Genomic DNA, 20,700 nt, shown 5'->3' with positions numbered 1-20,700 from the left:
AGGCTGCTTCGGCAGCCTTTTTTGTGCCCGCCCCTTTCCGCCGGACACAAAAAAACCGCCCCGGAGGCGGTCTTTTTGCAAGGAAGGCGCGCTCAGCGCTTCTCGGCAGCGCTACGCAGGCCCTTGAGGGTGTTCAGCGGCGCGTCGACCACGAAGCTGTTGGCCAACCAGGAAGGAATGCTGCCACCCGGCTCGGTTTCCACCTGGTAGGTCACTTCCGTCACGCCCTGCCCCTTCGGCTGCAACTTCCACTCGCCGACCAGCTTGGGCACGCGGATCTGGCCCTTTTCCTCGGGGATATAGGTCGGATCGGCCTTAAGGTGACGGATCACGGTGCCATCCGCAGTCTTCTCGGTGGTGACATGGATGACCACGTCGCGACCGGTAACTGGCCAGGGCATGTCGATCTTCGAGTAGGTCCAGGCGTCGGCGCCTTCCTGCTTCAGGAGTTTCATCTCGGCGCAGGCATGGATCCACTTGCAGGAACCCTTGACGTCCTCCTGCAGCGCCTCGATGGTCGCCACGTCGGCCTTGATGTCGGTAACGCCGCGATAAGCCTTGTACTTGGAGCCCTGGACACTGCTGAGGTAGACCTTCACGCCATCCTCGTCCTTGGCCAGCTTCCAGTCTTCGGCCAGCGCATTGCCGGCCACCCCGAACACTGCGGCAGCCAGCACGGTCATACGCAAAATGCCACGCATCGTTCCTGTTCCTCTCTTTATGGTTATTTTCGGTTCGCCGGCCGGGCGGTCGACGCCCTGCAAGCCGCGATCCTGAGCCTTCGGCGCAGGATGCGCAGCAGTATGGCGTGAGACAGCCAGACTTCCAACCCGTTCACGCGGCAGTGATGACTTCCCACTCCGCGATCAGGGCCAGCGCCTGCTCACGGCTGTCGCCGCAGATTTCCGGATCGGCGCCGAACTGGCCGCATACGGCCGGTCGCTCCGGTCGGCCGAACAGCCCGCAGAGATGGTTTTCGTCCAGGTGCAGGCAGCGTACGCCCGCGGGCTTGCCGGCCGGCATGCCCGGCAGCGGAGAGGAAATCGACGGTGCTATGCAGCAGGCGCCGCAGCCGGCTCTACATTGCATGGGAAGGATCTCGCCCGAAAGTTGGCAGAGGAGCGGCCAGGACAGCCGTCCGAAACGGGCGCAAAGAATACGGACCGGCCAGGCCGCCGCCAAGCCCGGCGGATCAGCGGCGCGTTTCCGCCTCGAGACGCGCGCTGCGAAGCTGCCACTGCTCGCGGTTGCCGGCAGCGAACAGCCAGGCCCTGGCCGACTCCGTCGCTGCCCGCCATTGCACGCGGCCCGGCTCGCGCAGGTCGAGGGATTGCGCCGCCGTCGAGTGGCCGAGGAAGGCGTTGCCAGCGGAACTCCAGTAGCCAGCGATCCCGGCCGGCAAGACCCAGGAGCGACCTTCCGCCTCGTCATCGACGATACCGGACAAGCGCTCCCCCGCTCCACGCCGCCAGGACAGGGCGACCCGGTTCAGCTCGCTGTCCGCCAGCGCGACGCGCACCTCCACGCCGCCCTGGCGCGGCTCGAACGACAGCTCGTAGGCGCTGAGCCGGCCATCGGCGCAGCGCAGGTGCCCCTTCAGGGACAAGCGTCGACCGACCAGTTCGAAGCTCTCCAGGCTCTGCTCCTGGCAGCGCAACTGCAGGCGACCGGCGCTTTCCCGCCCGGCCCCGAGAAAACCGCCCTCGCTCTCCCACAACGGCGGCCGAGCGCTACCCGCCACTGACAGGGCGAGGCTCTTGCCGCCCCAGCTCAAGCGGTATTCGCCCAGGTCGAAATCGCGCGGGATGGCAAACGCCGGCGGCACCCGCAGCTCGCTCCACAGAGCCGGCTCCCGCGACGCCTGGCTCGCCCACCAGGCGGCCGCCAGCACGACGGCCAGCCCGCTCAAGGCGAGCCCCCAGACCAGCGAGCGTTTGTGCAACCGCATACCTTTCATCCTTTTCCGAGCACCAGCCCCTACCGGTCGATGCCTGCCCACTTGGATTTATCGCCGCAGCCAATTAGGCTGCGGCGCCGTCCCAATCCCCCGGAGCCCACCCATCATGCCCGTCTGGCTGCAAACCGCCTTGTTGCTAGCCTGTTCCAACCTGTTCATGACCTTCGCCTGGTATGGTCATCTGAAGACTCTCAACAGCAAGCCCTGGATCATCGCCGCCCTGATCAGTTGGGGTATCGCGCTGTTCGAATACCTGCTGCAGGTACCGGCCAATCGCATCGGCTACACCGAACTCTCGGTCGGCCAACTGAAGATCATGCAGGAAGTCATCACCTTGGCGATCTTCGTCCCGTTCAGCGTCTACTTCATGCAGCAGCCGCTGAAACTGGACTACCTCTGGGCCGGCCTGTGCCTGCTCGGCGCGGTGTACTTCATCTTCCGCGCCTGAGCCGCGTCACGAACGCAGCCGGGCGATCAGGCTGGAGGTATCCCAACGACCGCCGCCCATCGCCTGCACTTCGGCGTAGAACTGGTCGACCAGCGCCGTGACCGGCAACTGCGCGCCGTTGCGTCGCGCCTCGGCGAGCAGGATCGACAGGTCCTTGCGCATCCAGTCCACGGCGAAGCCGAAGTCGAACTCTCCGGCCAGCATGCTCTGGTGGCGGTTTTCCAGTTGCCAGGACTGGGCCGCGCCCTTGCCGATCACCTGCATCGCCGCCTCGCCATCGAGACCGGCGCACCGGGCGAAGTGCAGCGCCTCGGCCAGGCCCTGGAGCAGCCCCGCGACGCAGATCTGGTTGACCATCTTGGTCAATTGCCCGCTACCCACGTCGCCCATTCGCCGGACCATCCGCGCATAGCTGCGCAACAGCGGTTCGGCGCGTCGATAGAAGGCCTCCTCGCCACCGACCATCACCGTCAGGGCGCCGTTGACCGCGCCTGCCTGGCCGCCGGAGACCGGCGCGTCGAGAAAGCCCAGCTCACGCTCGGCAGCCAGCAGCGACAGCTCGCGGGCGACTTCCGCCGAAGCGGTGGTGTGGTCGACGAACAGGCTGCCCGGCGCCATTCCGGCGAAGGCGCCCTGCTCGCCCAGCGCCACGGCACGCAGGTCGTCGTCGTTACCGACGCAACAGAACACCAGCTCGGCGCCAGCACAGGCCTCGCGCGGCGTATCGGCGCGCCGTCCGGCGTACTCCTCGACCCAGCGCAGCGCCTTGGCCGACGAGCGATTGTAGACACAGACGTCGTAGCCCTCTCGTTGCAGGTGCCCGGCCATCGGGTAGCCCATCGTGCCCAGGCCGAGAAATGCGACCGCAGTCATTCCGTCATCTCCTCGAAATCCGATCCCGCAGCCTAGCACAGCGGTTTGCCGAGGTCCGGAAGCCCCGCCATACTCAGCGCGGACCCTGGTATGGATAGCTCCGATGCCTCACTGGCTGGTAATCGATCTGGAGGCCACCACCGCGGAAGGCGGCTGGCCCCTGGAGGAAATGGAAATCATCGAGATCGGCGCCACCCTGGTCGCCGCCGCGGACGCCCGCGAACTGGACCACTTCCAGCGTTTCGTACGGCCGGTCAGGCGGCCGCTGCTGACCCACTTCTGCCGCGACCTCACGCATATCAGCCAGGCCAACGTCGATGGCGCAGCCCATCTCAATACGGTCTGGGAAGCCTTCGAGCGCTGGCTCGCCCAGCATCGTCCGCGACTGGCCGGCTGGGCCAGTTGGGGCGACTACGACCGCCGCCAGTTGGAGCAGGAATGGCGCCAGCACGGGCTGACCAGCCAGCTCAGCGAAGTGCCGCACGTCAATCTCAAGCAACGCTTCGGCGAAGTCCGCCAGTTGCCCCGCCCAGTCGGCCTGAACGCGGCCCTGCAACTGGCCGGGATGAGTTTCCAGGGCCAGCAGCACCGCGCCCTGGAGGATGCCCGCAATACCGCACGGCTGCTGCCGCTGGTATTGCCGGTGGAGCATTGAACGAGGCCCGCGCCGCCTAGTGACGCCTTTCCGAGGCTTGGGCATACTGGCGGGCCTTTTCAAACCCGCCTGTTCACCCCTTCAGGAGAAGCCCATGTTCAAGGTCAACGAATACTTCGACGGCACCGTCAAATCCATCGCCTTCGACATGACCGCCGGCCCGGCCACCATCGGCGTGATGGCGGCAGGCGAATACGAGTTCGGCACCAGCCAGCTGGAGATCATGCATGTGGTCGCCGGCGCGCTGACGGTCAAGCTGCCGGGCAGTGACGAGTGGCAGGAATACGCCAGCGGCAGCCAGTTCACCGTCCCGGCGAACAGCAAGTTCCAGCTCAAGGTCGCCCAGGACACCGCCTACCTCTGCGAATATCGCTGAGCCCGGGCAGACAGGAAAACCGGCCGCAGGCCGGTTTTTTCTTGCCCGCCGTCCAGCGGCTGCGGCGGAGGAATCGAGCTGCGCTCATCCGCCGCTGGAACGGCTTGCCCAGCCCATTCAGCCCTGCGGGAAGCGGTAGTGGCCGATGACCTGGTAGCGGAACAGCAGGTCCTCTTCCCGCACGCCGGCACCGATGTTGTGCAACACCAGCGGCCTGCCCTCCAGCCTGCGATCGGAAAGCACGCCGATATGCAGCAGGCCGTTGTCCAGGCGCCAGGCGACTATGTCTCCGGCCCGGTAGGCGGAAGCGTCGCGGCTAGGCGCCAGGGCCAGGCCCTGGCGGCTGAACCAGGTCATCAGGTTCGGTACGCGGCGGTGATCGATGTTGCGGTCGGTACCTTTCATTCCCCATTGCTGCGGGTAGGCCGCGAAGTGGCGACGCATGTCCTCGTGCACCGCCTTCTGTAGATCCAGCCCCTGTCCGCGCAGCGCACGGACCACCACGTCGGTGCAGACCCCGGTCTGCAGCGGCACGTCGCCGCCCGGATAGTCCAGTTGCCGGTAGGCCGGGTCGTAGCCCAGGGTAACGCCCACCTGGGCACGCGCCGCATCCACCAGTCGCTGCGGTTCGACCGCAGCGGCCGCCACCAGCGGCAGTCCGAGCATGGCGAGCAGCAACAGGCGGTGCAGCGCGCCGGATACGTCCTTGTCCATCCTTTTCCTCCTAAGCGCCCGCGGGCGCGTCCTGGTCCTTCGCGTATCCCAGCGGATACAGCAGTTCTTCCTTGTAGCCGGCCCAGACCCGGATGGCGTCCGGGAAGCTGTCGTCCAGCACCGGGTCGCCGCTGTCGACCAGCAACGGCCGGCCCCCGAGGGTCCCCAGCTTGCGCTTGGTGGCGACCACCCGCATGCGCTCCAGGCCGATGGCGCGCAACACCCGGGGACTGATCTGCTGGTTGCCGCGACCGATCACGTGGCCCTGGCCGCCGATGGCGGTGACCAGCAGGTACGCCGGATGACCGTCCACCAGTTCGAACAGCCGCGCCTCGTCGACGTCGCGGGCAATCACCGCGCCATTCTCCAGCACGTCGACGCCCAGCAGGGTGGTTTCCAGGCCGAGGTTGCGCGCCAGGCCATGCAAGGTCGAGCCCGGTCCGAGCACATAGCGCACGCCGTCTTCCCAGTTTTCCGCCAGCCAGTCGGCGAGGTCCACCAGCACCAGCTCCTCGGACTCCATCCCTGCCTGCTTCACGTGCTGCATGAAGTGGCCCTCCTCCGGCACTGTCATCTCGCCGTACCAACGCGCGGCGACGCGGCCGGCGCGCAGTGCCTCTTCGTCGAGGTCGCGCACTTCGCCGCTGGCCAGGCGCACCAGGCCGCCCTCGACCAGGCGCCTGGCCAATTCGCCGGCCGCGCGCGGACTGATGGCATAGACCCCGGAGTGGATCTTCACCCCGGCCGGAATGCCGAGCACCGGCTGTTGCTCGCGCACCACCCCGGCAACATCCCGTGCTGTGCCATCACCACCGGCGAACAGGATCAGGGCGACACCGGCCTCCTGCAGGCGCTCGATCGCCAACCGGGTATCCGCCGCGCTGCTGACCGCTCCCTGCCACTCGCCGAGCAGGCGATGGCGGAAGCCCATGCGCTCGAGCAACTCGCCACCCATGGCCCCGGGAAAGGTCAGGAACTCGATCTTCTCGACCAGCGGCAACAGGCACTCCAGGGCTACCCGGGTGCGCTCCAGCGCACGTGGTTCGGCGCCTCTGGCCAGGGCCTCGGCGGCCACCCCGTCGCTACCCTTCAAGGCGACCGGGCCACCAAGCCCGGCCAGGGGATTGACCACCAACCCCAGGCGAAACATGTCCATACTCATCCTCGGGCGAACTCCAGGACGCCCACACCGGTCGGACCACTATAACCAGAAAAACCCAGCGGTAGCCGGCAAGCTGGCACGCCGACTGCAAGATTGCTATGGTCCATGGCTTTCGCGTTGGAGCGGCACGACATCCGCCGTTTGTCACGGCGGTTTCATCTGCGCTCCCTAGACTGCCGATAAACCTGATGAGGAGACGGGCAATGAATTCGCAACACACCGATACCGCCAAGCGCCGCGTGATCCCCTTCAATACGCAGCAGCACACCGGTGGCGCCATCATCGACGCCCAGGGCCGGGAGATCCCGATCACCGAGGTGATGATCCAGCGCGCCTGCCGCGAACTGGACAGGTCCCTGGAGCAGGAACAGAAGCAGGCCTGAGCGCCCGCCAGCACGACTTCGAAGCCCGGCATCCGCCGGGCTTTTTTTCGCTTGCGCGAAGCCGCGCCCTAGCTCGGCGCCGGCAGGTCCTCGCCGACCAGGTCGAGGAAGGTCTCGACGATCCGCCGCGAACGCTGTTCGCGCAGGCACACCAGGGTCTCGGTCAGGCGTCGCTGGCAATCGACGATGGGTAGCGCATGGACCCGCGTGTCGGCGCCGAACTCCGCGGCCGACACCACCCCCACGCCGATCCCCGCCACCACCGCCTCGCGCGAGGCCTCGCGGCCCTCGACCTGGATCGCCGGACGGATCCGCAGGCCGGCGCGGCTCATCTCCTCCTCCAGGGTCTGGCGGGTCACCGAGCCCTGCTCGCGCAGCACCAGCGGCATGTCGTCGAGATCGGCGAGCCGGATCGACTCGCGCCCGGCCCACGGATGGCTGAGCGAAACGAAGGCGACGATCGGGTCGTTGCGCAGGGTCAGCGAAAGCAACCGCTCGTCGCTGACGTCCCGGCCCAACAGGGCCAGGTCGGCCTGGTAGCTGAACAGTCGCTGCAGAGACTCGTCGGTATTGCCGGTCTCCACCCGCACCGCGATGCCCGGATAGCGCTCGCAGAAACGCGCGATCTGCGGCAATACGTGCACCGGCGCATCCACCGCCAGGGTCAGGGTGCCGGTCTGCAGGGCGCTGGAGGCGGACAACAGCTCCTCCGCCTCGGCCTCGATCGCGAACAGCCGCTGGGTCACCGCGAGCAGGCGCTCGCCCAGTTCGCTCAGGCGCACCGAGCGCTTGTTACGGTGGAACAGCAGCACGCCGTAACGCTCCTCCAGCTTGCGCACCTGGTCGGAAACCGCCGGCTGGGTGAGAAACAGGCGCTCGGCGGCGCGCGTGAAGCTGCCGTACACGGCGACCGCATGGAAAGCCTTCAACTGTGCATGGGATACCGACATGGACCTTCACCATTCCAGGCAGGACAAGGGGTTCCGCGCCATGGGCGGCGCACACGGGAATGACCGTTCGGTCAACTTCCTCGACCCACGCCGCGCCAGGCTTACGGACAAACAAGTAAAACTTATATTTAAAATTTGATAAATCGATTTCATTTATTTATTCGGAATTGTTTCCATCGCTTCACCACAGCGCGCCAGCGCCTCGGCAGCCAGCCCCTGCCAGGGCAGCCGCAACCCTTACCCAGGAGGTGAAGCCGACTCCAGATACCTCTGACCAGGCGCCGCGACATGGCGGTGCGGAAGTGCTCATCAGAACAACAACAAGGCGTGTTCCCCTCACACCTGCCGGCACCGATAACAAGATCGAGGTCAGATCCATGAATCAACGTCCCGGGACGGCGCTGCCGTCCTCTCCCGTGTCCAGCTTCCAGCGCTGGCGCCTGCAGATATTCGCGATCACCTGGCTGGCCTACGCCGCCTTCTATTTCACCCGCAAGGCCTTTTCCGTCGCCAAGCTCGGCATCGCCGAAGATCCGGACTTCCAGTTGGACAAGATGGCGATGGCCGATCTCGACGCCATCTATCTCGCCGCCTATGCCGTCGGCCAGTTCACCTGGGGCGTGCTGGCCGACCGCTTCGGCCCGCGCATCGTGGTGTTCGGCGGCCTGCTGATCTCCGCACTGGCCGCGCTGGTCATGGGCACCTTCGCCACCCTGCCGATCTTCGCCACCTGCATGGTGGTCCAGGGACTGGCGCAGTCCACCGGCTGGTCGGGGCTGTGCAAGAACATCGGCAGTTTCTTCGCCACCCACGAACGCGGTCGGGTGCTCGGCCTGTGGAGCACCTGCTACGCCTTCGGCGGCCTGGTCGCCTCGCCGTTCGCCGGCTGGTGGGCGTACAGCGTGTTCGGTACCTGGCACGCGGCGTTCTACTCCAGCGCCGCGGTGGTCGGCGGCGTGGCCCTGCTGTTCCTGCTGTTGCAGCGCAACCGCCCGGAAGACGTCGGCCATCCTCCCGTCGAACCGCAGGCCGCGAGCGAAGCCGTGCGCTATGCCGGCTTCAGGCCGGAAGGCGGCAACGGCGGCAGCCTGCAGGTGCTCGCCAAGGTGGTGCGCAACCGCACGGTGCTCTGCCTCGGCCTGGCCTACTTCCTGCTCAAGCCGGCGCGCTACGCGATCCTCCTGTGGGGACCGGTGATCGTCTACGAACGCATGCCGGCGCTCGGCAAGGTCGGCGCGGCGATCGTTCCCACCGCCTTCGAGGTAGCCGGCCTGCTCGGCCCGATCCTGATCGGCTTCGCCTCGGACAAGCTGTTCGGCGCACGGCGCATGCCGGCCTGCGTGATCAGCCTGCTGGCGCTGACCGTCTGCCTGGCGCTGTTCGTCCCGGCGATGACCACCGGCAGCATTCCGATAGTGGTCGGCCTGCTGTTCATGATGGGACTGACCCTGTACGGCCCGGACTCGATGATCTGCGGCTCCGCCGCCATCGACTTCGGCACCAGCGAGGCCGCCGGCACCGCCTCCGGCTTCGTCAATGGCTGCGGTTCGGTGGGCGCGATCCTCGGCGGTCTGTTGCCCGGCTATTTCGACACCTACACGGTGTTCATCGGCTTCACCATCGCAGCCCTGATCGCCACCGCGGTGCTCCTTCCGCACTGGAACAGCCGGCCCGGCGGCGCACGGGAAAGCCTGCGGAATATCCCCAGCCTGGCGGACTTCCGTCCCATCCGCTCCTGACCGTCCGCGGCGGGAACCTCCGCCGCGTCCTTCTCCACGAACCGGGAACCCCCTCATGCATATCGAACGTTTCGAAGTCGTCAAGCGTCGGGCCGAGATGGCCCTGCACGGCAACACGGTCTACATCGGCGGCCAGGTCGCAGACGACCCCAGCGGTGACATCCAGGACCAGACCCGCCAGATCCTGGAGAACATCGACCGGCTGCTCCAGAGCGTCGGCAGCGACCGCGGCCAGGTGCTCTCGGTACGCATACTGCTAGCCCACCGGGAGGACTACGCCGGTCTCAACCAGGTCTGGGACCAGTGGTTTCCCGAAGGCCGGGCGCCGACCCGCGCCTGTAGCCTGGCCGAGTTGATCGACCCGCGCTGGCGGGTGGAAATGATCGTCGTCGCCGCCCGCCCGCAGTGAGAGCACAGCCATGACCTTCCGACCCTTCTGGCTGGACCAGGCCCTACGCTCCGAACATGCGGCACCCTGCCCGCCGCTGGCCGGGGATACCCGCGCCGACGTGTGCATCGTCGGCGGCGGCTACACCGGCCTGTGGACCGCCATCATGCTCAAGGAGCACGATCCCGGGCTCGACGTGGTGCTGGTCGAGGCCGATCTCTGCGGCGCCGGCGCCAGCGGCCGCAACGGCGGCTGCGCGCTGTCCTGGTCGGCCAAGTTCTTCACCCTGGAACGGCTGTTCGGACTAACCGAGGCGATCCGCCTGGTCAAGGCCTCCGAGGACAGCATCCGGGCCATCGGCGCCTTCTGCCAGCGCTACGACGTCGAGGCCGACTACCGGCTGGACGGCACCCTCTATACCGCCACCAACCCGGCCCAGGTCGGCAGCACCGACAGCGTGATCGCCGCTCTGGAGCGCCACGGCATCAACTCCTTCGCCAAGCGCCCGCTGGCCGACGTGCAGCGCCTGGCCGGCTCGCGCAGGCACCTGGAGGGTTGGTTCTCGCCGGCTGCCGCGACGGTGCAACCAGGCAAGCTGGTTCGCGGCCTGCGCCGGGTCGCCCTGCAACTGGGGGTACGCCTGTACGAAGGCACGCCGATGCGAGGACTGGAGCACGGCCGCCCGGCGGAAGTGGTCACCCCCCACGGGCGGGTCGTCGCCGGCCGCGTGGTGCTGGCGCTGAACGCCTGGATGGCGAGGGCCTTCCCGCAGTTCGAACGCAGCGTGGCGATCGTCTCCAGCGACATGCTCATCACCGAGCCACGACCAGACCTGTTGCAGGAGATCGGCCTGACCAGCGGGGTCAGCGTGCTCGACTCACGGATCTTCGTGCATTACTACCACAACACCCCGGACGGCCGGCTGATGCTCGGCAAGGGCGGCAACACCTTCGCCTACGGCGGACGCATGCTGCCGGTGTTCGACCGCCCCTCGCCGTATCTCGGACAACTGCGCGGCAGTTTGCGGGAGTTCTTCCCCGAGTTAGCCGAGGTCGCCATCGAGGCCAGCTGGAACGGTCCGTCGGATCGCTCGGTGACCGGCCTGCCGTTCTTCGGCCGGCTCGACGGCCGCGACAATGTGTTCTACGGCTTCGGCTACTCCGGCAGCGGCGTCGGTCCATGCCACATGGGCGGGCAGATCCTTTCTTCGCTGGCGCTCGGCCTGGACAATCCCTGGACCCGTTCGCCGCTGACCCAGGGGCCGCTCGGCCGCTTCCCGCCGGAGCCGATCCGCTATGTCGGTTCGCTGATGGTGCGCAACGCGATCCGTCGCAAGGAGCACGCCGAAGACGCCGGCCGGCGCCCGCGTCATCTCGACGTACGCCTGGCCAGGTTCGCCGCCGCCGCGGGCAAGGCCGACAAGGGTTGAGCCGCTTTCCGGGCGTCTCTTCAGCCCATTCGGGGGCGCCCTTCTTTTTCCTTTGGTTTCGATTTCGCTCAAGCAAAGGTCGTAAAAAGCGCATTTAATTCACCCGTCAGCCTGTGCGAGGCTGTTCCAACCCCTGGCCCAGTTTTCCTTCATGCACCTACCGACGACGCGCACCCTGCCCTACCAGCCTTCCGCCAACCCGGCCGGAACGCCCGCGCGTCTACCCCGCAAGCACAGCCGCTGGCTGGAACTGGAGCCGCTCTCCCTCCCTCTCGAACTGGCCTTCTGGGCGCTCTGGCATTGCCGCCACGCGCGTCCGCCGGACGCTCGTCACGCCTGATATCCCTCCGGCCCCGCGCAACGGCGGGGCCGGCCTGCCGCTTGCATGCCGTTCCGCGACGCTGCCGTCGCCGGAGCGCCGCTGCGAGCGTCGCGACGCTACCGGACAAGACCGACAAGAGAGCCCCATGAACTTCGCCTGCGAACAAGAAGCCCAGGATTTCCTGGCCGCCAACCCCGACATCGAACTCTTCGAACTGTTCATTCTCGACGCCAACGGCGTGCCGCGCGGCAAGCTGCTGCACCGCGACGAGCTGCTGGCCGTCTACCGCAGCGGCCGGCCGCTGCCGAGCACCATCCTCGGGCTGACGATGAACGGCGAGGACGTCGAGGACTCCGGCCTGGTCTGGGACGTCGGCGACATCGACTGCCGCGCCTACCCCCTGTCCGGCAGCCTGGTGCGCCTGCCCTGGCGACAGATCCCGACGGCGGCGGTGCAGGTCAGCATGCACCCGAGCGAGGGCCTGCCCGCCAGCGTCGCCGATCCGCGGCACCTCCTGGTGCGAACCATCGACGCGCTGAAGAGCGAGGGCTATCACCCGGTGATGGCCGCCGAGCTGGAGTTCTACCTGCTCGACCGTGAGCGCGACGCCAACGGCCGCCCGCAACCGGCCCGCGACGCCGATGGCGGCCGCCCACGGGCGACCCAGGTCTACGGCCTGCGCGAACTGGAGCAGATCGAGCCGTTCCTCGCCGACCTCTATGCCGCCTGCAAGGCGCAGGGCCTGCCGGCACGCACGGCGATCTCGGAATATGCCCCGGGCCAGGTGGAAATCACCCTCGACCACGGCGACGCCCTCGCCGCCATGGACCAGGCGATCCGCTACAAGCGCCTGGTCAAGGGCATCGCGCACAAGCACGGGATGCTCGCCTGCTTCATGGCCAAGCCGTTCGACGACCTGGCCGGCACTGGCATGCACCTGCACGTCAGCCTGGCCGACGAACAAGGCCACAACCTGTTCGCCAGCGACGACCCCGCCGGCACGCCGTTGCTGCGCCAGGCGGTCGGCGGCATGCTCGCCAGCCTGCTCGACTCGCTCCTGCTGTTCTGTCCCAACGCCAACTCCTACCGGCGCTTCCAGGCCAACAGCTACGCGCCGCTGGCGCAGACCTGGGGCGTCGACAACCGCACCGTGAGCCTGCGCGTGCCGGGCGGCCCGGCCTCCAGTCGGCATATCGAGCACCGCATCTGCGGCGCCGACGCCAACCCCTACCTGGCCGCCGCGGCGCTCCTCGCCGGGGTCCACCGCGGCATCCGCGAAGGCATCGATCCGGGTGCGCCGGTGGAGGGCAACGGCTACGCCCAGGCCGGCAAGCGCCTGCCCACCGACTGGCTGACCGCCCTCGATACCCTGCAAGGCTCCGAGTGGGCGCGGGAAGCCTTCGGCGAGCCGTTCCTCGGCGTCTACCTGGCGGTGAAGCGCGCGGAATACCGGCAATTCATGGGCGAGGTCGGCGAGCAGGACTGGCGCTGGTACCTGACCCAGGCCTGAGATCCCGGACCCGCCCGCATACGGCGGCGCGCCGGCAGGACGCGCCGCACTGGAACAAGGAATACCCGATGAACGCAGCAATCCATCCCCGTCCGGCCGCGGAACGCGCGCCGTCCTACTACGCCGCCACGCTCAACGAGGAAACCGACTATCCGACCCTGCTGGGCGCGGTGACGGTCGACATCGCCATCATCGGCGGCGGCTTCACCGGCGTCGCCACGGCGGTCGAACTGGCCGAGCGTGGCTACAAGGTAGCCCTGGTCGAGACCCATCGCATCGGCTGGGGCGCCAGCGGGCGCAACGGCGGCCAGGTCACCGGCAGCCTGTCCGGCGACGCGGCGATGCACAAGCAGATGCGCCAATGGCTGGGCGCCGAGGTCGAGGACTTCATCTGGCACCTGCGCTGGCGCGGCCACGAGATCATCCGCCAGCGGGTGGAGAAGTACGGCATCGCCTGCGACCTTCGCCATGGCCACCTGCACGCGGCGATGAAGGCCAGCCACATGGGCGAGCTGCAGGCCTCCTACGAGGAGGCGGTGCGCCGCGGCATGGGCGACCAGGTGGTCCTGCTGGACAAGGCCGGCGTCCAGGCCCACCTGGAGACCGAGCTGTACTGCGGCGCGCTGAAGAACACCCGCAACATGCACCTGCACCCGCTCAACCTGTGCATCGGCGAGGCCAGGGCGGCGGCCGGCCTCGGCGCTCTGATCTTCGAACATTCCGAGGTGCTGGATATCGTCCACGGCCCGCGGCCGGCGGTGATTACCCGCGAGGGAAGGATCGAGGCGCAGCAGATCCTGCTTGCCGGCGATGTCTACCACAAGCTCGAACGCAGGCAGCTCAAGGGGATGATCTTCCCGGCCATGGGCGGAATCGTTACCACCCGGCCGCTGGGCGAGCTGGCACGGGAGATCAACCCGCAGGGGCTAGCGGTCTACGATTGCCGCTTCGTCCTCGATTACTACCGCCCCACCGCCGACGGCCGCCTGCTGTTCGGTGGCGGCGCCAACTACTCGGGCCGCGACTCGCGGGACATCGCCGCCGAGCTGCGGCCATGCATCGAGCGCACCTTCCCGCGCCTGAAGGGCGTGGAGATCGAGTTCCAGTGGAGTTGCGCCATGGGCATCGTGATGAACCGGATCCCCCAGCTCGGCAAGCTCTCCGACAACGTCTGGTACTGCCAGGGCTACTCGGGGCATGGCGTGGCCACCAGCCACATCATGGGCGAGATCATGGCCAAGGCGATGAGCGGGAGCCTGGAGCAGTTCGACACCTTCGCCCGTTGCAAGCACCTCAGGGTGCCGCTGGGCGACCTCTTCGGCAATCCGATGCTGGCCGCCGGGATGTGGTACTACCAGCTCATGGAGAAGCTGCGCTGAAGCGCGAGGGATGGCGGGGTCCGCGGAAGGCCTAGTCGGCCTTCTTGCGGATCCAGTAGAGATAGGTGCCCGCCTCTTCCTGCTGCTCGACCAGCTCGTGGCCGAGGAACACGCAGAACTTGGGGATGTCGCGGCGGGTCGAGGGATCGGTGGCAATCACCTTGAGCAGGCCGCCGGGCGCCAGGTCGCGGACCTTGTTGTGCAGCATCATCACCGGCTCGGGACAGTTCAGGCCGGTGGCGTCGAGAATGGCGTCGACAGAATGGGTCATCGGGAAACTCCGCAACAGAATCCGCGCATTGTCGCGCATGCGGCGCGGCCGGTCACCTGTCCCCGGCCGGAATGCCGCCGCCCCTCAGCGTTCGAGGCGGCGTAGATGGCAGGTCACTTCCTCGCGGTCGTGATACAGCTGCTTGCAGCCGATCGCTACCTTCAGGCCGCGCGCGTCAAAGCTCTCGCGCAGGCGCTGGAGGATCTTGCGCACCTCGGCATAGCGCTGCTTCATCGGCAGCTTGAGGTTGACCACCGCCTCGCGGCAAAGCCCTTCGCCGATCCAGGTCTCGATCAACGCACCGGTGCGTGCCGGCTTCTCGACGATGTCGCAGACCATCCAGTCGACCCGCTGGCGCGGGCGGTACTGGTAGCCGTCGACCTTCTGGTGGTCGACCAGCCCGGAATACATCAGGTTCTCCGCCATCGGCCCGTTGTCCACGGCGGTCACCCGCATCTCCCGGTTAACCAGTTGCCAGGTCCAGCCGCCCGGCGCCGCACCGAGGTCCACGGCGAGCATGTCCGGCGCCAGGCGCTTGTCCCATTCGCTGCGCGGGATGAACTGGTGCCAGGCTTCCTCCAGCTTCAGCGTCGAACGGCTCGGCGCCTCGCGGGGAAACTTCAGGCGCGGGATGCCCATCGGCCAGAGCGCGCTGTTGCGCGGCTCGGCGAAGCCGACGAAGACTTCCCGGCCGGAGCGGAAGGTCAGCAGCAGGCGCGGCAGCGCCGGGTCCTCCTGCAACCGCCCGGCCTTCACCAGCGCCGCGCGCAGCGGTTTCTCGAACTTGCGGCAGAAGGTCGACACCTCCTTGCCGGCATTGGTGTCCAGCACCTCCAGCCAGAGGCTGCCGCAAACCGGATAACTCGCCAGTTCCGCCAGCAGTACCTCGATGCGCTGGCTTTCCGGCAATTCGATGAAGCCGGGCCCGCGCGCCCACTGGCGCGGGAAGATCAAGTCGGCGAAACGCAGGCGGCGCATCAGGCGCTCGGCGCCGTCGGCGTCCTGGCAGACGAACTCGACGTGGGCGCTGGCCGGCTTGCTCTTGGCATAGCCGGGAATCTCGAGAGTGGCTGCATGCTCGGCGATTTCGGCGCAGACTTCACCTTCGAAGCCTGGCCGGCAGTGCATCAACAGGGTATTCATGGGGTTGTCTCCTTGGCCGCGCACTATAGTGCCGGGCATGCCTCAAGGGAACTGCAGCGACCGTTCGTCGGTCCAGTGTATATGGCAGGAGCCCTCGAGCCGGTCTAGCTTGAAGGTTTCGAACAACGCTATCCCAAAGTCTGACTCTCGCCAGCGGCCGGTACCGATGGGATCGGGCCACCGCGCATTACCGAGGTAACGGCACCCTGGCGTCCGCGGACGCCGCGGGTCCCGGGCGAAGCCAGGCACTATCGGCTCGACGACGGGCCTGGCGTCAGGACGAGGCCAGGCCCGCCGCCCCCGGGCCCGCCGTGAGGAAATCAGAAATGCCTGCTTTGGACAGCCTGAAAACCCTTCGCAGTCTCGCTGTGGACGGCAAGACCTACCACTACTACAGCCTCCCGGAAGCCGCCCGGACCCTGGGCGATCTCGGCAAGCTGCCGATGTCGCTGAAGGTCCTGCTGGAAAACCTCCTGCGCTGGGAGGACGGCAGCACCGTCACCGGCGACGACCTCAAGGCCCTCGCCGGCTGGCTCAGGGAGCGCCGTTCCGACCGCGAGATCCAGTACCGCCCGGCGCGGGTCCTGATGCAGGACTTCACCGGGGTGCCCGCGGTGGTCGACCTGGCCGCCATGCGCGCGGCCATGGCCAAGGCCGGCGGCGACCCGCAGAAGATCAACCCGCTGTCGCCGGTGGACCTGGTCATCGACCACTCGGTGATGGTCGACAAGTTCGCCAGCGAATCGGCCTTCGAACAGAACGTCGAGATCGAGATGCAGCGCAACGGCGAACGCTACGCCTTCCTGCGCTGGGGCCAGAACGCCTTCGACAACTTCAGCGTGGTACCGCCGGGCACCGGCATCTGCCACCAGGTCAACCTGGAGTACCTGGGCCGCACGGTCTGGACCAAGGACGAGGATGGCAGGACCTACGCCTTCCCCGACACCCTGGTCGGCACCGACTCCCACACCACCATGATCAACGGCCTCGGCGTGCTCGGCTGGGGCGTCGGCGGCATCGAGGCGGAAGCCGCCATGCTCGGCCAGCCGGTATCGATGCTGATCCCCGAGGTCATCGGCTTCAAGCTCACCGGCAAGCTGCGCGAGGGCATCACCGCCACCGACCTGGTGCTGACCGTCACGCAGATGCTGCGCAAGAAGGGCGTGGTGGGGAAATTCGTCGAGTTCTACGGCGACGGCCTGGCCGACCTGCCCCTGGCGGACCGCGCCACCATCGCCAACATGGCACCGGAATACGGCGCCACCTGCGGCTTCTTCCCGGTGGACGAGATCACCCTCGGCTACCTGCGCCTGTCCGGACGTCCGGAAAGCACGGTCAAGCTGGTCGAGGCCTACAGCAAGGAACAGGGCCTGTGGCGCGAGAAGGGCCACGAGCCGGTGTTCACCGACACCCTGCACCTGGACATGGGCGAAGTCGAGGCCAGCCTGGCCGGACCGAAGCGCCCGCAGGACCGCGTGGCCCTGCAGAACGTCGCCAGCGCCTTCAACGAGTTCCTCGGCCTGCAGTTGCATCCCTCCAGCACCGAAGAAGGCCGCCTGCTCAGCGAGGGCGGCGGCGGCACCGCGGTCGGCGCCAACGCCGCCTTCGGCGAGATCGACTACCAGCACGACGGCCAGACCCACCGCCTGAAGAACGGCGCGGTGGTGATCGCCGCCATCACCTCCTGCACCAACACCTCCAACCCCAGCGTGATGATGGCCGCCGGCCTGCTGGCGAAGAAGGCGGTGGAAAAAGGCCTGCAACGCAAGCCCTGGGTGAAGAGTTCGCTGGCGCCGGGCTCCAAGGTGGTCACCGACTACTTCAAGGCTGCCGGCCTGACCCGCTACCTCGACGAACTCGGCTTCGACCTGGTCGGCTACGGCTGCACCACCTGCATCGGCAACTCCGGCCCGCTGCTGGAGCCGATCGAGAAAGCCATCCAGCAGGCCGACCTGACCGTCGCCTCGGTACTCTCCGGCAACCGCAACTTCGAAGGCCGCGTGCACCCGTTGGTGAAGACCAACTGGCTGGCCTCGCCGCCGCTGGTGGTGGCCTACGCCCTGGCCGGCAGCGTGCGGATCAACCTCAGCGAGGAACCGCTGGGCACCGGCAAGGACGGCCAGCCGGTCTACCTGAAGGACATCTGGCCGAGCCAGAAGGAAATCGCCGAGGCGATCCAGAAGGTCGACACCGAGATGTTCCACAAGGAGTACGCCGAGGTCTTCGCCGGCGACGAGAAATGGCAGGCGATCCAGGTGCCGCAGTCGGACACCTACGAGTGGCAGGCCGACTCCACCTACATCCAGCATCCACCCTTCTTCGAACACATCGCCGAGGCGCCGCCGGCCATCGCCGACGTCGAGCAGGCGCGGGTGCTGGCGGTGCTGGGCGACTCGGTGACCACCGACCACATCTCCCCTGCCGGCAACATCAAGGCCGACAGCCCGGCCGGCCGCTACCTGCGCGAGCACGGCGTGGAACCGAAGGACTTCAACTCCTACGGCTCCCGTCGCGGCAACCATGAGGTGATGATGCGCGGCACCTTCGCCAACATCCGCATCAAGAACGAGATGCTCGGCGGCGAGGAAGGCGGCAATACCCTGTACGTGCCCAGCGGCGAGAAACTGGCGATCTACGACGCGGCCATGCGTTACCAGGAGGACGGCACCCCGCTGGTGATCGTCGCCGGCAAGGAATACGGCACCGGCTCGTCGCGCGACTGGGCGGCCAAGGGTACCAACCTGCTGGGCGTGAAGGCGGTGATCGCGGAGAGCTTCGAGCGCATCCACCGCTCCAACCTGGTCGGCATGGGCGTGCTGCCGTTGCAGTTCGAGAACGGCCAGGACCGCAAGAGCCTGAAGCTGACCGGCAAGGAGGTGCTGAACATCCGCGGCCTCGGCGGCGAACTCAAGCCGCACATGCCGCTCAGCGTGGAAGTGACCCGCGAGGACGGCAGCCAGGACAGCTTCAAGGTCCTCTGCCGCATCGACACCCTCAACGAGGTCGAGTACTTCAAGGCCGGCGGCATCCTCCACTACGTGCTGCGCAGCATGCTCTGAGGCAGCGGCGGTACGCGCGGAGGGGTGGCTTCGGCCACCCCTTTTTCATTCCGGCGCCCGGGGCCGCGAGCGCTTCGCAGGGCGAACGACGCCCCGGCGTCATCCGCCGATACCCCGCAGGACCGGCGGATGGCCGCCTCGCGCTTATCCGCCAGGCCCCTCCCCAGCCCATGCGCGCCGCCGGGAACGACACGAAACCGTAACGCATTGACCTCCATCAGCGAATCCGCCATCTATCCGACCACGTGGTCGGTTCTCATGCTTTGGGTCAATAGCTATCTGTTTTTCCTCGTGAAAGCATTCACAAATCCCTCATGTGAAAGGCGTTTTCGCCGATGTAGAGGTAAATGCTTCACTTGTTTTGGAAGGCCCATGCGCAACAATCAGCCCATCACCCAGCACGAGCGCGTCTATCCGGCGGAACAACGCCTGATCACCACCACCAATCTCAAAGGCATCATCACCTACTGCAACGAAGCCTTCATCGACATCAGCGGCTTCAGCCGCGAGGAGCTGATGTCCGCGCCGCACAACCTGATCCGTCACCCCGACGTCCCGCCGGCGGTGTTCGCCCACATGTGGACCACCCTCAAAGCCGGCCGCCCGTGGATGGGGATCGTCAAGAACCGCTGCAAGAACGGCGACCACTACTGGGTCAGCGCCTATGTCACGCCGATCTACGACCAGGGCGCGGTGGTCGGCTACGAGTCGGTGCGGGTCAAGCCGACCGCCGAACAGATCCAGCGCGCCGAGGCCCTCTACCGTCGCCTCGGCGCCGGCAAGCCGGCGATCCCCCGGCGCGACCGCTGGCTGCCGGTACTGCTCGACTGGCTGCCGTTCATCCTGATCAGCCAGATCGGCTTCCTCATCGGTATCTGGCTGAACTCCTGGTGGGGCTTCATCCTCGCCGGCCTGCTCGCCGTTCCGCTCGGCCTGGCCGGACTGCGCTGGCAGAAGCGCGGGCTGAAGCGCCTGATGCGGCTCGCCGAACAGACCACCTCCGACCCGCTGATCGCGCAGATGTACACCGACAGCCGCGGCGACCAGGCGCGCCTGGAAATGGCCATCCTCAGCCAGGACGCGCGCCTGAAGACCTGCCTGACGCGCCTGCAGGACACCGCCGAATACCTCACCGAACAGGCGCGCCAGGCCGACACCCTGGCCCACCACAGCTCCGCCGGTCTGGAACAGCAGCGCGCAGAGACCGAACAGGTGGCCACCGCGGTCAACGAGATGGCCGCCACCACCCAGGAAGTGGCGAACAATGTCCAGTTGACCGCCGACGCGACACAGAAGGCCAACGAACTGACCTCGCGCGGCCGCGACATCGCCGCGGAGACGCGCAACGCCATCCAGCGCCTGTCGGAGTCGGTGGGCGAGACCGGGGCCGCGGTGAGTCGCCTGGCCCAGGACAGCAACGAGATCGGCGGCGTGGTCGATGTGATCAAGGGCATCGCCGACCAGACCAACCTGCTCGCCCTCAACGCCGCCATCGAGGCGGCGCGGGCCGGCGACCAGGGACGCGGCTTCGCCGTGGTGGCCGACGAAGTGCGCTCGCTGGCGCAACGCACCGCGGCCTCCACCGAGCAGATCCACCACCTGATCGCCAAGTTGCAGAACACCGCCAACGATGCGGTACATACCATGGAGAGCGGCCTGCAGCAGGCCGAAGCCGGGGTCCAGCGGGTGCTGGAAGCCGACAGCGCGCTGGTCGGCATCAGCGAGGCGGTCAGCAACATCACCGAGATGACCACCCAGATCGCCGCCGCCGCGGAGGAACAGAGCGCGGTGGCCGAGGAAATCAACCGCAACATCAGCACCATCGCCGCCCTGGCCGAGCAGACCTCCGACGAGGCGCTGCGCACGGCGAAACTGAGCGAGGAACTGACCACCACCGCGCAGAGCCAGTATTCCCTGGTCGAGCGCTTCAACCGCTGAGATC

At 67.3% G+C, this 20,700-nt stretch carries 21 protein-coding genes; 12 read left to right on the top strand and 9 right to left on the bottom strand.

Annotated features, from left to right (window positions below; translation table 11 throughout):
- Window positions 1-92: 92 nt before the first annotated feature.
- From JHD77_RS10955 to JHD77_RS10945, 3 genes are all read right to left on the bottom strand, one after another.
- Window positions 93-701: an START domain-containing protein gene (locus tag JHD77_RS10955; RefSeq protein WP_003104390.1), complete on the bottom strand. Its 609-nt coding sequence runs from the start codon at window positions 699-701 to the stop codon at window positions 93-95.
- 133 nt (window positions 702-834) lie between these two features.
- Window positions 835-1,089 (bottom strand): YkgJ family cysteine cluster protein, encoded by a 255-nt coding sequence (locus JHD77_RS10950; protein ID WP_003087397.1) that lies wholly within the window; start codon window positions 1,087-1,089, stop codon window positions 835-837.
- A gap of 103 nt (window positions 1,090-1,192) precedes the next feature.
- Window positions 1,193-1,948 (bottom strand): hypothetical protein, encoded by a 756-nt coding sequence (locus JHD77_RS10945; RefSeq protein ID WP_003449855.1) that lies wholly within the window; start codon window positions 1,946-1,948, stop codon window positions 1,193-1,195.
- Window positions 1,949-2,063: 115 nt separating this feature from the next.
- Here JHD77_RS10945 and JHD77_RS10940 point away from each other — a divergent pair, with 115 nt between their 5' ends.
- The gene (locus JHD77_RS10940) at window positions 2,064-2,405 is read left to right on the top strand and encodes a DMT family protein (protein ID WP_003104394.1); all 342 of its coding nucleotides are present in this window, start codon (window positions 2,064-2,066) and stop codon (window positions 2,403-2,405) included.
- Window positions 2,406-2,411: 6 nt separating this feature from the next.
- Here JHD77_RS10940 and JHD77_RS10935 read toward each other — a convergent pair whose 3' ends face one another.
- Window positions 2,412-3,278 (bottom strand): NAD(P)-dependent oxidoreductase, encoded by an 867-nt coding sequence (locus JHD77_RS10935; RefSeq protein ID WP_003104396.1) that lies wholly within the window; start codon window positions 3,276-3,278, stop codon window positions 2,412-2,414.
- Between the two features lie 103 nt (window positions 3,279-3,381).
- On the opposite strand from JHD77_RS10935, the gene JHD77_RS10930 reads away from it, so the two are divergent.
- Together JHD77_RS10930 and ppnP are read left to right on the top strand one after the other, a co-directional pair.
- The gene (locus JHD77_RS10930) at window positions 3,382-3,933 is read left to right on the top strand and encodes an exonuclease domain-containing protein (RefSeq protein ID WP_003104398.1); all 552 of its coding nucleotides are present in this window, start codon (window positions 3,382-3,384) and stop codon (window positions 3,931-3,933) included.
- 94 nt (window positions 3,934-4,027) lie between these two features.
- On the top strand, window positions 4,028-4,309 hold the full coding sequence (gene ppnP, locus JHD77_RS10925) for a pyrimidine/purine nucleoside phosphorylase (protein WP_003087375.1): 282 nt from the start codon (window positions 4,028-4,030) through the stop codon (window positions 4,307-4,309).
- A 117-nt stretch (window positions 4,310-4,426) separates the two neighbouring features.
- Here ppnP and JHD77_RS10920 read toward each other — a convergent pair whose 3' ends face one another.
- On the bottom strand, window positions 4,427-5,023 hold the full coding sequence (locus JHD77_RS10920) for a DUF1287 domain-containing protein (RefSeq protein WP_025324849.1): 597 nt from the start codon (window positions 5,021-5,023) through the stop codon (window positions 4,427-4,429).
- Window positions 5,024-5,033: 10 nt separating this feature from the next.
- Window positions 5,034-6,179 (bottom strand): ATP-NAD kinase family protein, encoded by a 1,146-nt coding sequence (locus tag JHD77_RS10915; protein WP_003122902.1) that lies wholly within the window; start codon window positions 6,177-6,179, stop codon window positions 5,034-5,036.
- 209 nt (window positions 6,180-6,388) lie between these two features.
- Here JHD77_RS10915 and JHD77_RS10910 point away from each other — a divergent pair, with 209 nt between their 5' ends.
- Window positions 6,389-6,568 (top strand): PA1571 family protein, encoded by a 180-nt coding sequence (locus JHD77_RS10910; RefSeq protein ID WP_003104406.1) that lies wholly within the window; start codon window positions 6,389-6,391, stop codon window positions 6,566-6,568.
- A gap of 68 nt (window positions 6,569-6,636) precedes the next feature.
- On the opposite strand, the gene JHD77_RS10905 is transcribed toward JHD77_RS10910, so the two are convergent.
- Entirely contained in the window at window positions 6,637-7,518 is an 882-nt protein-coding gene (locus tag JHD77_RS10905) for a LysR substrate-binding domain-containing protein (RefSeq protein ID WP_003104408.1), read from the bottom strand.
- A gap of 377 nt (window positions 7,519-7,895) precedes the next feature.
- Between JHD77_RS10905 and JHD77_RS10900 the strand changes: the two genes are divergently transcribed.
- From JHD77_RS10900 to JHD77_RS10875, 6 genes are all read left to right on the top strand, one after another.
- Window positions 7,896-9,257 carry an MFS transporter gene (locus JHD77_RS10900; RefSeq protein ID WP_003144858.1) on the top strand — a complete coding sequence of 454 codons (1,362 nt, stop codon included), beginning with the start codon at window positions 7,896-7,898 and terminating at the stop codon, window positions 9,255-9,257.
- Window positions 9,258-9,312: 55 nt separating this feature from the next.
- Window positions 9,313-9,666, top strand: a complete 354-nt coding sequence (locus JHD77_RS10895) for a RidA family protein (protein ID WP_003104412.1) — start codon at window positions 9,313-9,315, stop codon at window positions 9,664-9,666.
- A 10-nt stretch (window positions 9,667-9,676) separates the two neighbouring features.
- Entirely contained in the window at window positions 9,677-11,074 is a 1,398-nt protein-coding gene (locus JHD77_RS10890) for an FAD-dependent oxidoreductase (protein WP_003104413.1), read from the top strand.
- Between the two features lie 151 nt (window positions 11,075-11,225).
- Window positions 11,226-11,414 (top strand): hypothetical protein, encoded by a 189-nt coding sequence (locus JHD77_RS10885; protein WP_003449842.1) that lies wholly within the window; start codon window positions 11,226-11,228, stop codon window positions 11,412-11,414.
- A 127-nt stretch (window positions 11,415-11,541) separates the two neighbouring features.
- Complete coding sequence (locus JHD77_RS10880; RefSeq protein WP_003106001.1) at window positions 11,542-12,906, top strand: glutamine synthetase family protein; 1,365 nt, start codon at window positions 11,542-11,544, stop codon at window positions 12,904-12,906.
- A 68-nt stretch (window positions 12,907-12,974) separates the two neighbouring features.
- On the top strand, window positions 12,975-14,285 hold the full coding sequence (locus tag JHD77_RS10875) for an NAD(P)/FAD-dependent oxidoreductase (RefSeq protein ID WP_003106000.1): 1,311 nt from the start codon (window positions 12,975-12,977) through the stop codon (window positions 14,283-14,285).
- Window positions 14,286-14,316: 31 nt separating this feature from the next.
- Here the strand turns inward: JHD77_RS10875 and tusA are convergent, their stop codons facing one another.
- Both tusA and rlmM read right to left on the bottom strand, forming a co-directional pair.
- On the bottom strand, window positions 14,317-14,556 hold the full coding sequence (tusA, locus tag JHD77_RS10870; RefSeq protein ID WP_003105999.1) for a sulfurtransferase TusA: 240 nt from the start codon (window positions 14,554-14,556) through the stop codon (window positions 14,317-14,319).
- A gap of 84 nt (window positions 14,557-14,640) precedes the next feature.
- Entirely contained in the window at window positions 14,641-15,699 is a 1,059-nt protein-coding gene (gene rlmM / locus JHD77_RS10865; RefSeq protein ID WP_031755756.1) for a 23S rRNA (cytidine(2498)-2'-O)-methyltransferase RlmM, read from the bottom strand.
- Window positions 15,700-16,025: 326 nt separating this feature from the next.
- Between rlmM and acnA the strand changes: the two genes are divergently transcribed.
- The gene (gene acnA, locus JHD77_RS10860; protein ID WP_003105996.1) at window positions 16,026-18,758 is read left to right on the top strand and encodes an aconitate hydratase AcnA; all 2,733 of its coding nucleotides are present in this window, start codon (window positions 16,026-16,028) and stop codon (window positions 18,756-18,758) included.
- A gap of 372 nt (window positions 18,759-19,130) precedes the next feature.
- A complete protein-coding gene (locus JHD77_RS10855) occupies window positions 19,131-20,696 on the top strand; it encodes a methyl-accepting chemotaxis protein (RefSeq protein WP_003087330.1) in 1,566 nt (521 codons plus the stop codon).
- Window positions 20,697-20,700 lie beyond the last annotated feature (4 nt).

The sequence above is a fragment of the Pseudomonas sp. P20 genome, from assembly GCF_016463925.1.
Lineage (GTDB): Bacteria > Pseudomonadota > Gammaproteobacteria > Pseudomonadales > Pseudomonadaceae > Pseudomonas > Pseudomonas aeruginosa.
Note: the sequence above shows the minus strand (reverse complement) of the source record. Positions and strands in the feature narration are given on the sequence as shown.

What these genes read in the sequence shown, in the direction of transcription:
- JHD77_RS10915 (WP_003122902.1), bottom strand. Translation starts at nt 6,179, where the DNA reads ATGGACATGTTTCGCCTGGGGTTGGTGGTCAATCCCCTGGCCGGGCTT.
- JHD77_RS10940 (WP_003104394.1), top strand. Translation starts at nt 2,064, where the DNA reads ATGCCCGTCTGGCTGCAAACCGCCTTGTTGCTAGCCTGTTCCAACCTG.
- JHD77_RS10935 (WP_003104396.1), bottom strand. Translation starts at nt 3,278, where the DNA reads ATGACTGCGGTCGCATTTCTCGGCCTGGGCACGATGGGCTACCCGATG.
- ppnP (WP_003087375.1), top strand. Translation starts at nt 4,028, where the DNA reads ATGTTCAAGGTCAACGAATACTTCGACGGCACCGTCAAATCCATCGCC.
- acnA (WP_003105996.1), top strand. Translation starts at nt 16,026, where the DNA reads ATGCCTGCTTTGGACAGCCTGAAAACCCTTCGCAGTCTCGCTGTGGAC.
- rlmM (WP_031755756.1), bottom strand. Translation starts at nt 15,699, where the DNA reads ATGAATACCCTGTTGATGCACTGCCGGCCAGGCTTCGAAGGTGAAGTC.
- JHD77_RS10885 (WP_003449842.1), top strand. Translation starts at nt 11,226, where the DNA reads ATGCACCTACCGACGACGCGCACCCTGCCCTACCAGCCTTCCGCCAAC.
- JHD77_RS10880 (WP_003106001.1), top strand. Translation starts at nt 11,542, where the DNA reads ATGAACTTCGCCTGCGAACAAGAAGCCCAGGATTTCCTGGCCGCCAAC.
- tusA (WP_003105999.1), bottom strand. Translation starts at nt 14,556, where the DNA reads ATGACCCATTCTGTCGACGCCATTCTCGACGCCACCGGCCTGAACTGT.
- JHD77_RS10930 (WP_003104398.1), top strand. Translation starts at nt 3,382, where the DNA reads ATGCCTCACTGGCTGGTAATCGATCTGGAGGCCACCACCGCGGAAGGC.
- JHD77_RS10875 (WP_003106000.1), top strand. Translation starts at nt 12,975, where the DNA reads ATGAACGCAGCAATCCATCCCCGTCCGGCCGCGGAACGCGCGCCGTCC.
- JHD77_RS10905 (WP_003104408.1), bottom strand. Translation starts at nt 7,518, where the DNA reads ATGTCGGTATCCCATGCACAGTTGAAGGCTTTCCATGCGGTCGCCGTG.
- JHD77_RS10890 (WP_003104413.1), top strand. Translation starts at nt 9,677, where the DNA reads ATGACCTTCCGACCCTTCTGGCTGGACCAGGCCCTACGCTCCGAACAT.
- JHD77_RS10950 (WP_003087397.1), bottom strand. Translation starts at nt 1,089, where the DNA reads ATGCAATGTAGAGCCGGCTGCGGCGCCTGCTGCATAGCACCGTCGATT.
- JHD77_RS10910 (WP_003104406.1), top strand. Translation starts at nt 6,389, where the DNA reads ATGAATTCGCAACACACCGATACCGCCAAGCGCCGCGTGATCCCCTTC.
- JHD77_RS10945 (WP_003449855.1), bottom strand. Translation starts at nt 1,948, where the DNA reads ATGCGGTTGCACAAACGCTCGCTGGTCTGGGGGCTCGCCTTGAGCGGG.
- JHD77_RS10955 (WP_003104390.1), bottom strand. Translation starts at nt 701, where the DNA reads ATGCGTGGCATTTTGCGTATGACCGTGCTGGCTGCCGCAGTGTTCGGG.
- JHD77_RS10900 (WP_003144858.1), top strand. Translation starts at nt 7,896, where the DNA reads ATGAATCAACGTCCCGGGACGGCGCTGCCGTCCTCTCCCGTGTCCAGC.
- JHD77_RS10895 (WP_003104412.1), top strand. Translation starts at nt 9,313, where the DNA reads ATGCATATCGAACGTTTCGAAGTCGTCAAGCGTCGGGCCGAGATGGCC.
- JHD77_RS10920 (WP_025324849.1), bottom strand. Translation starts at nt 5,023, where the DNA reads ATGGACAAGGACGTATCCGGCGCGCTGCACCGCCTGTTGCTGCTCGCC.
- JHD77_RS10855 (WP_003087330.1), top strand. Translation starts at nt 19,131, where the DNA reads ATGCGCAACAATCAGCCCATCACCCAGCACGAGCGCGTCTATCCGGCG.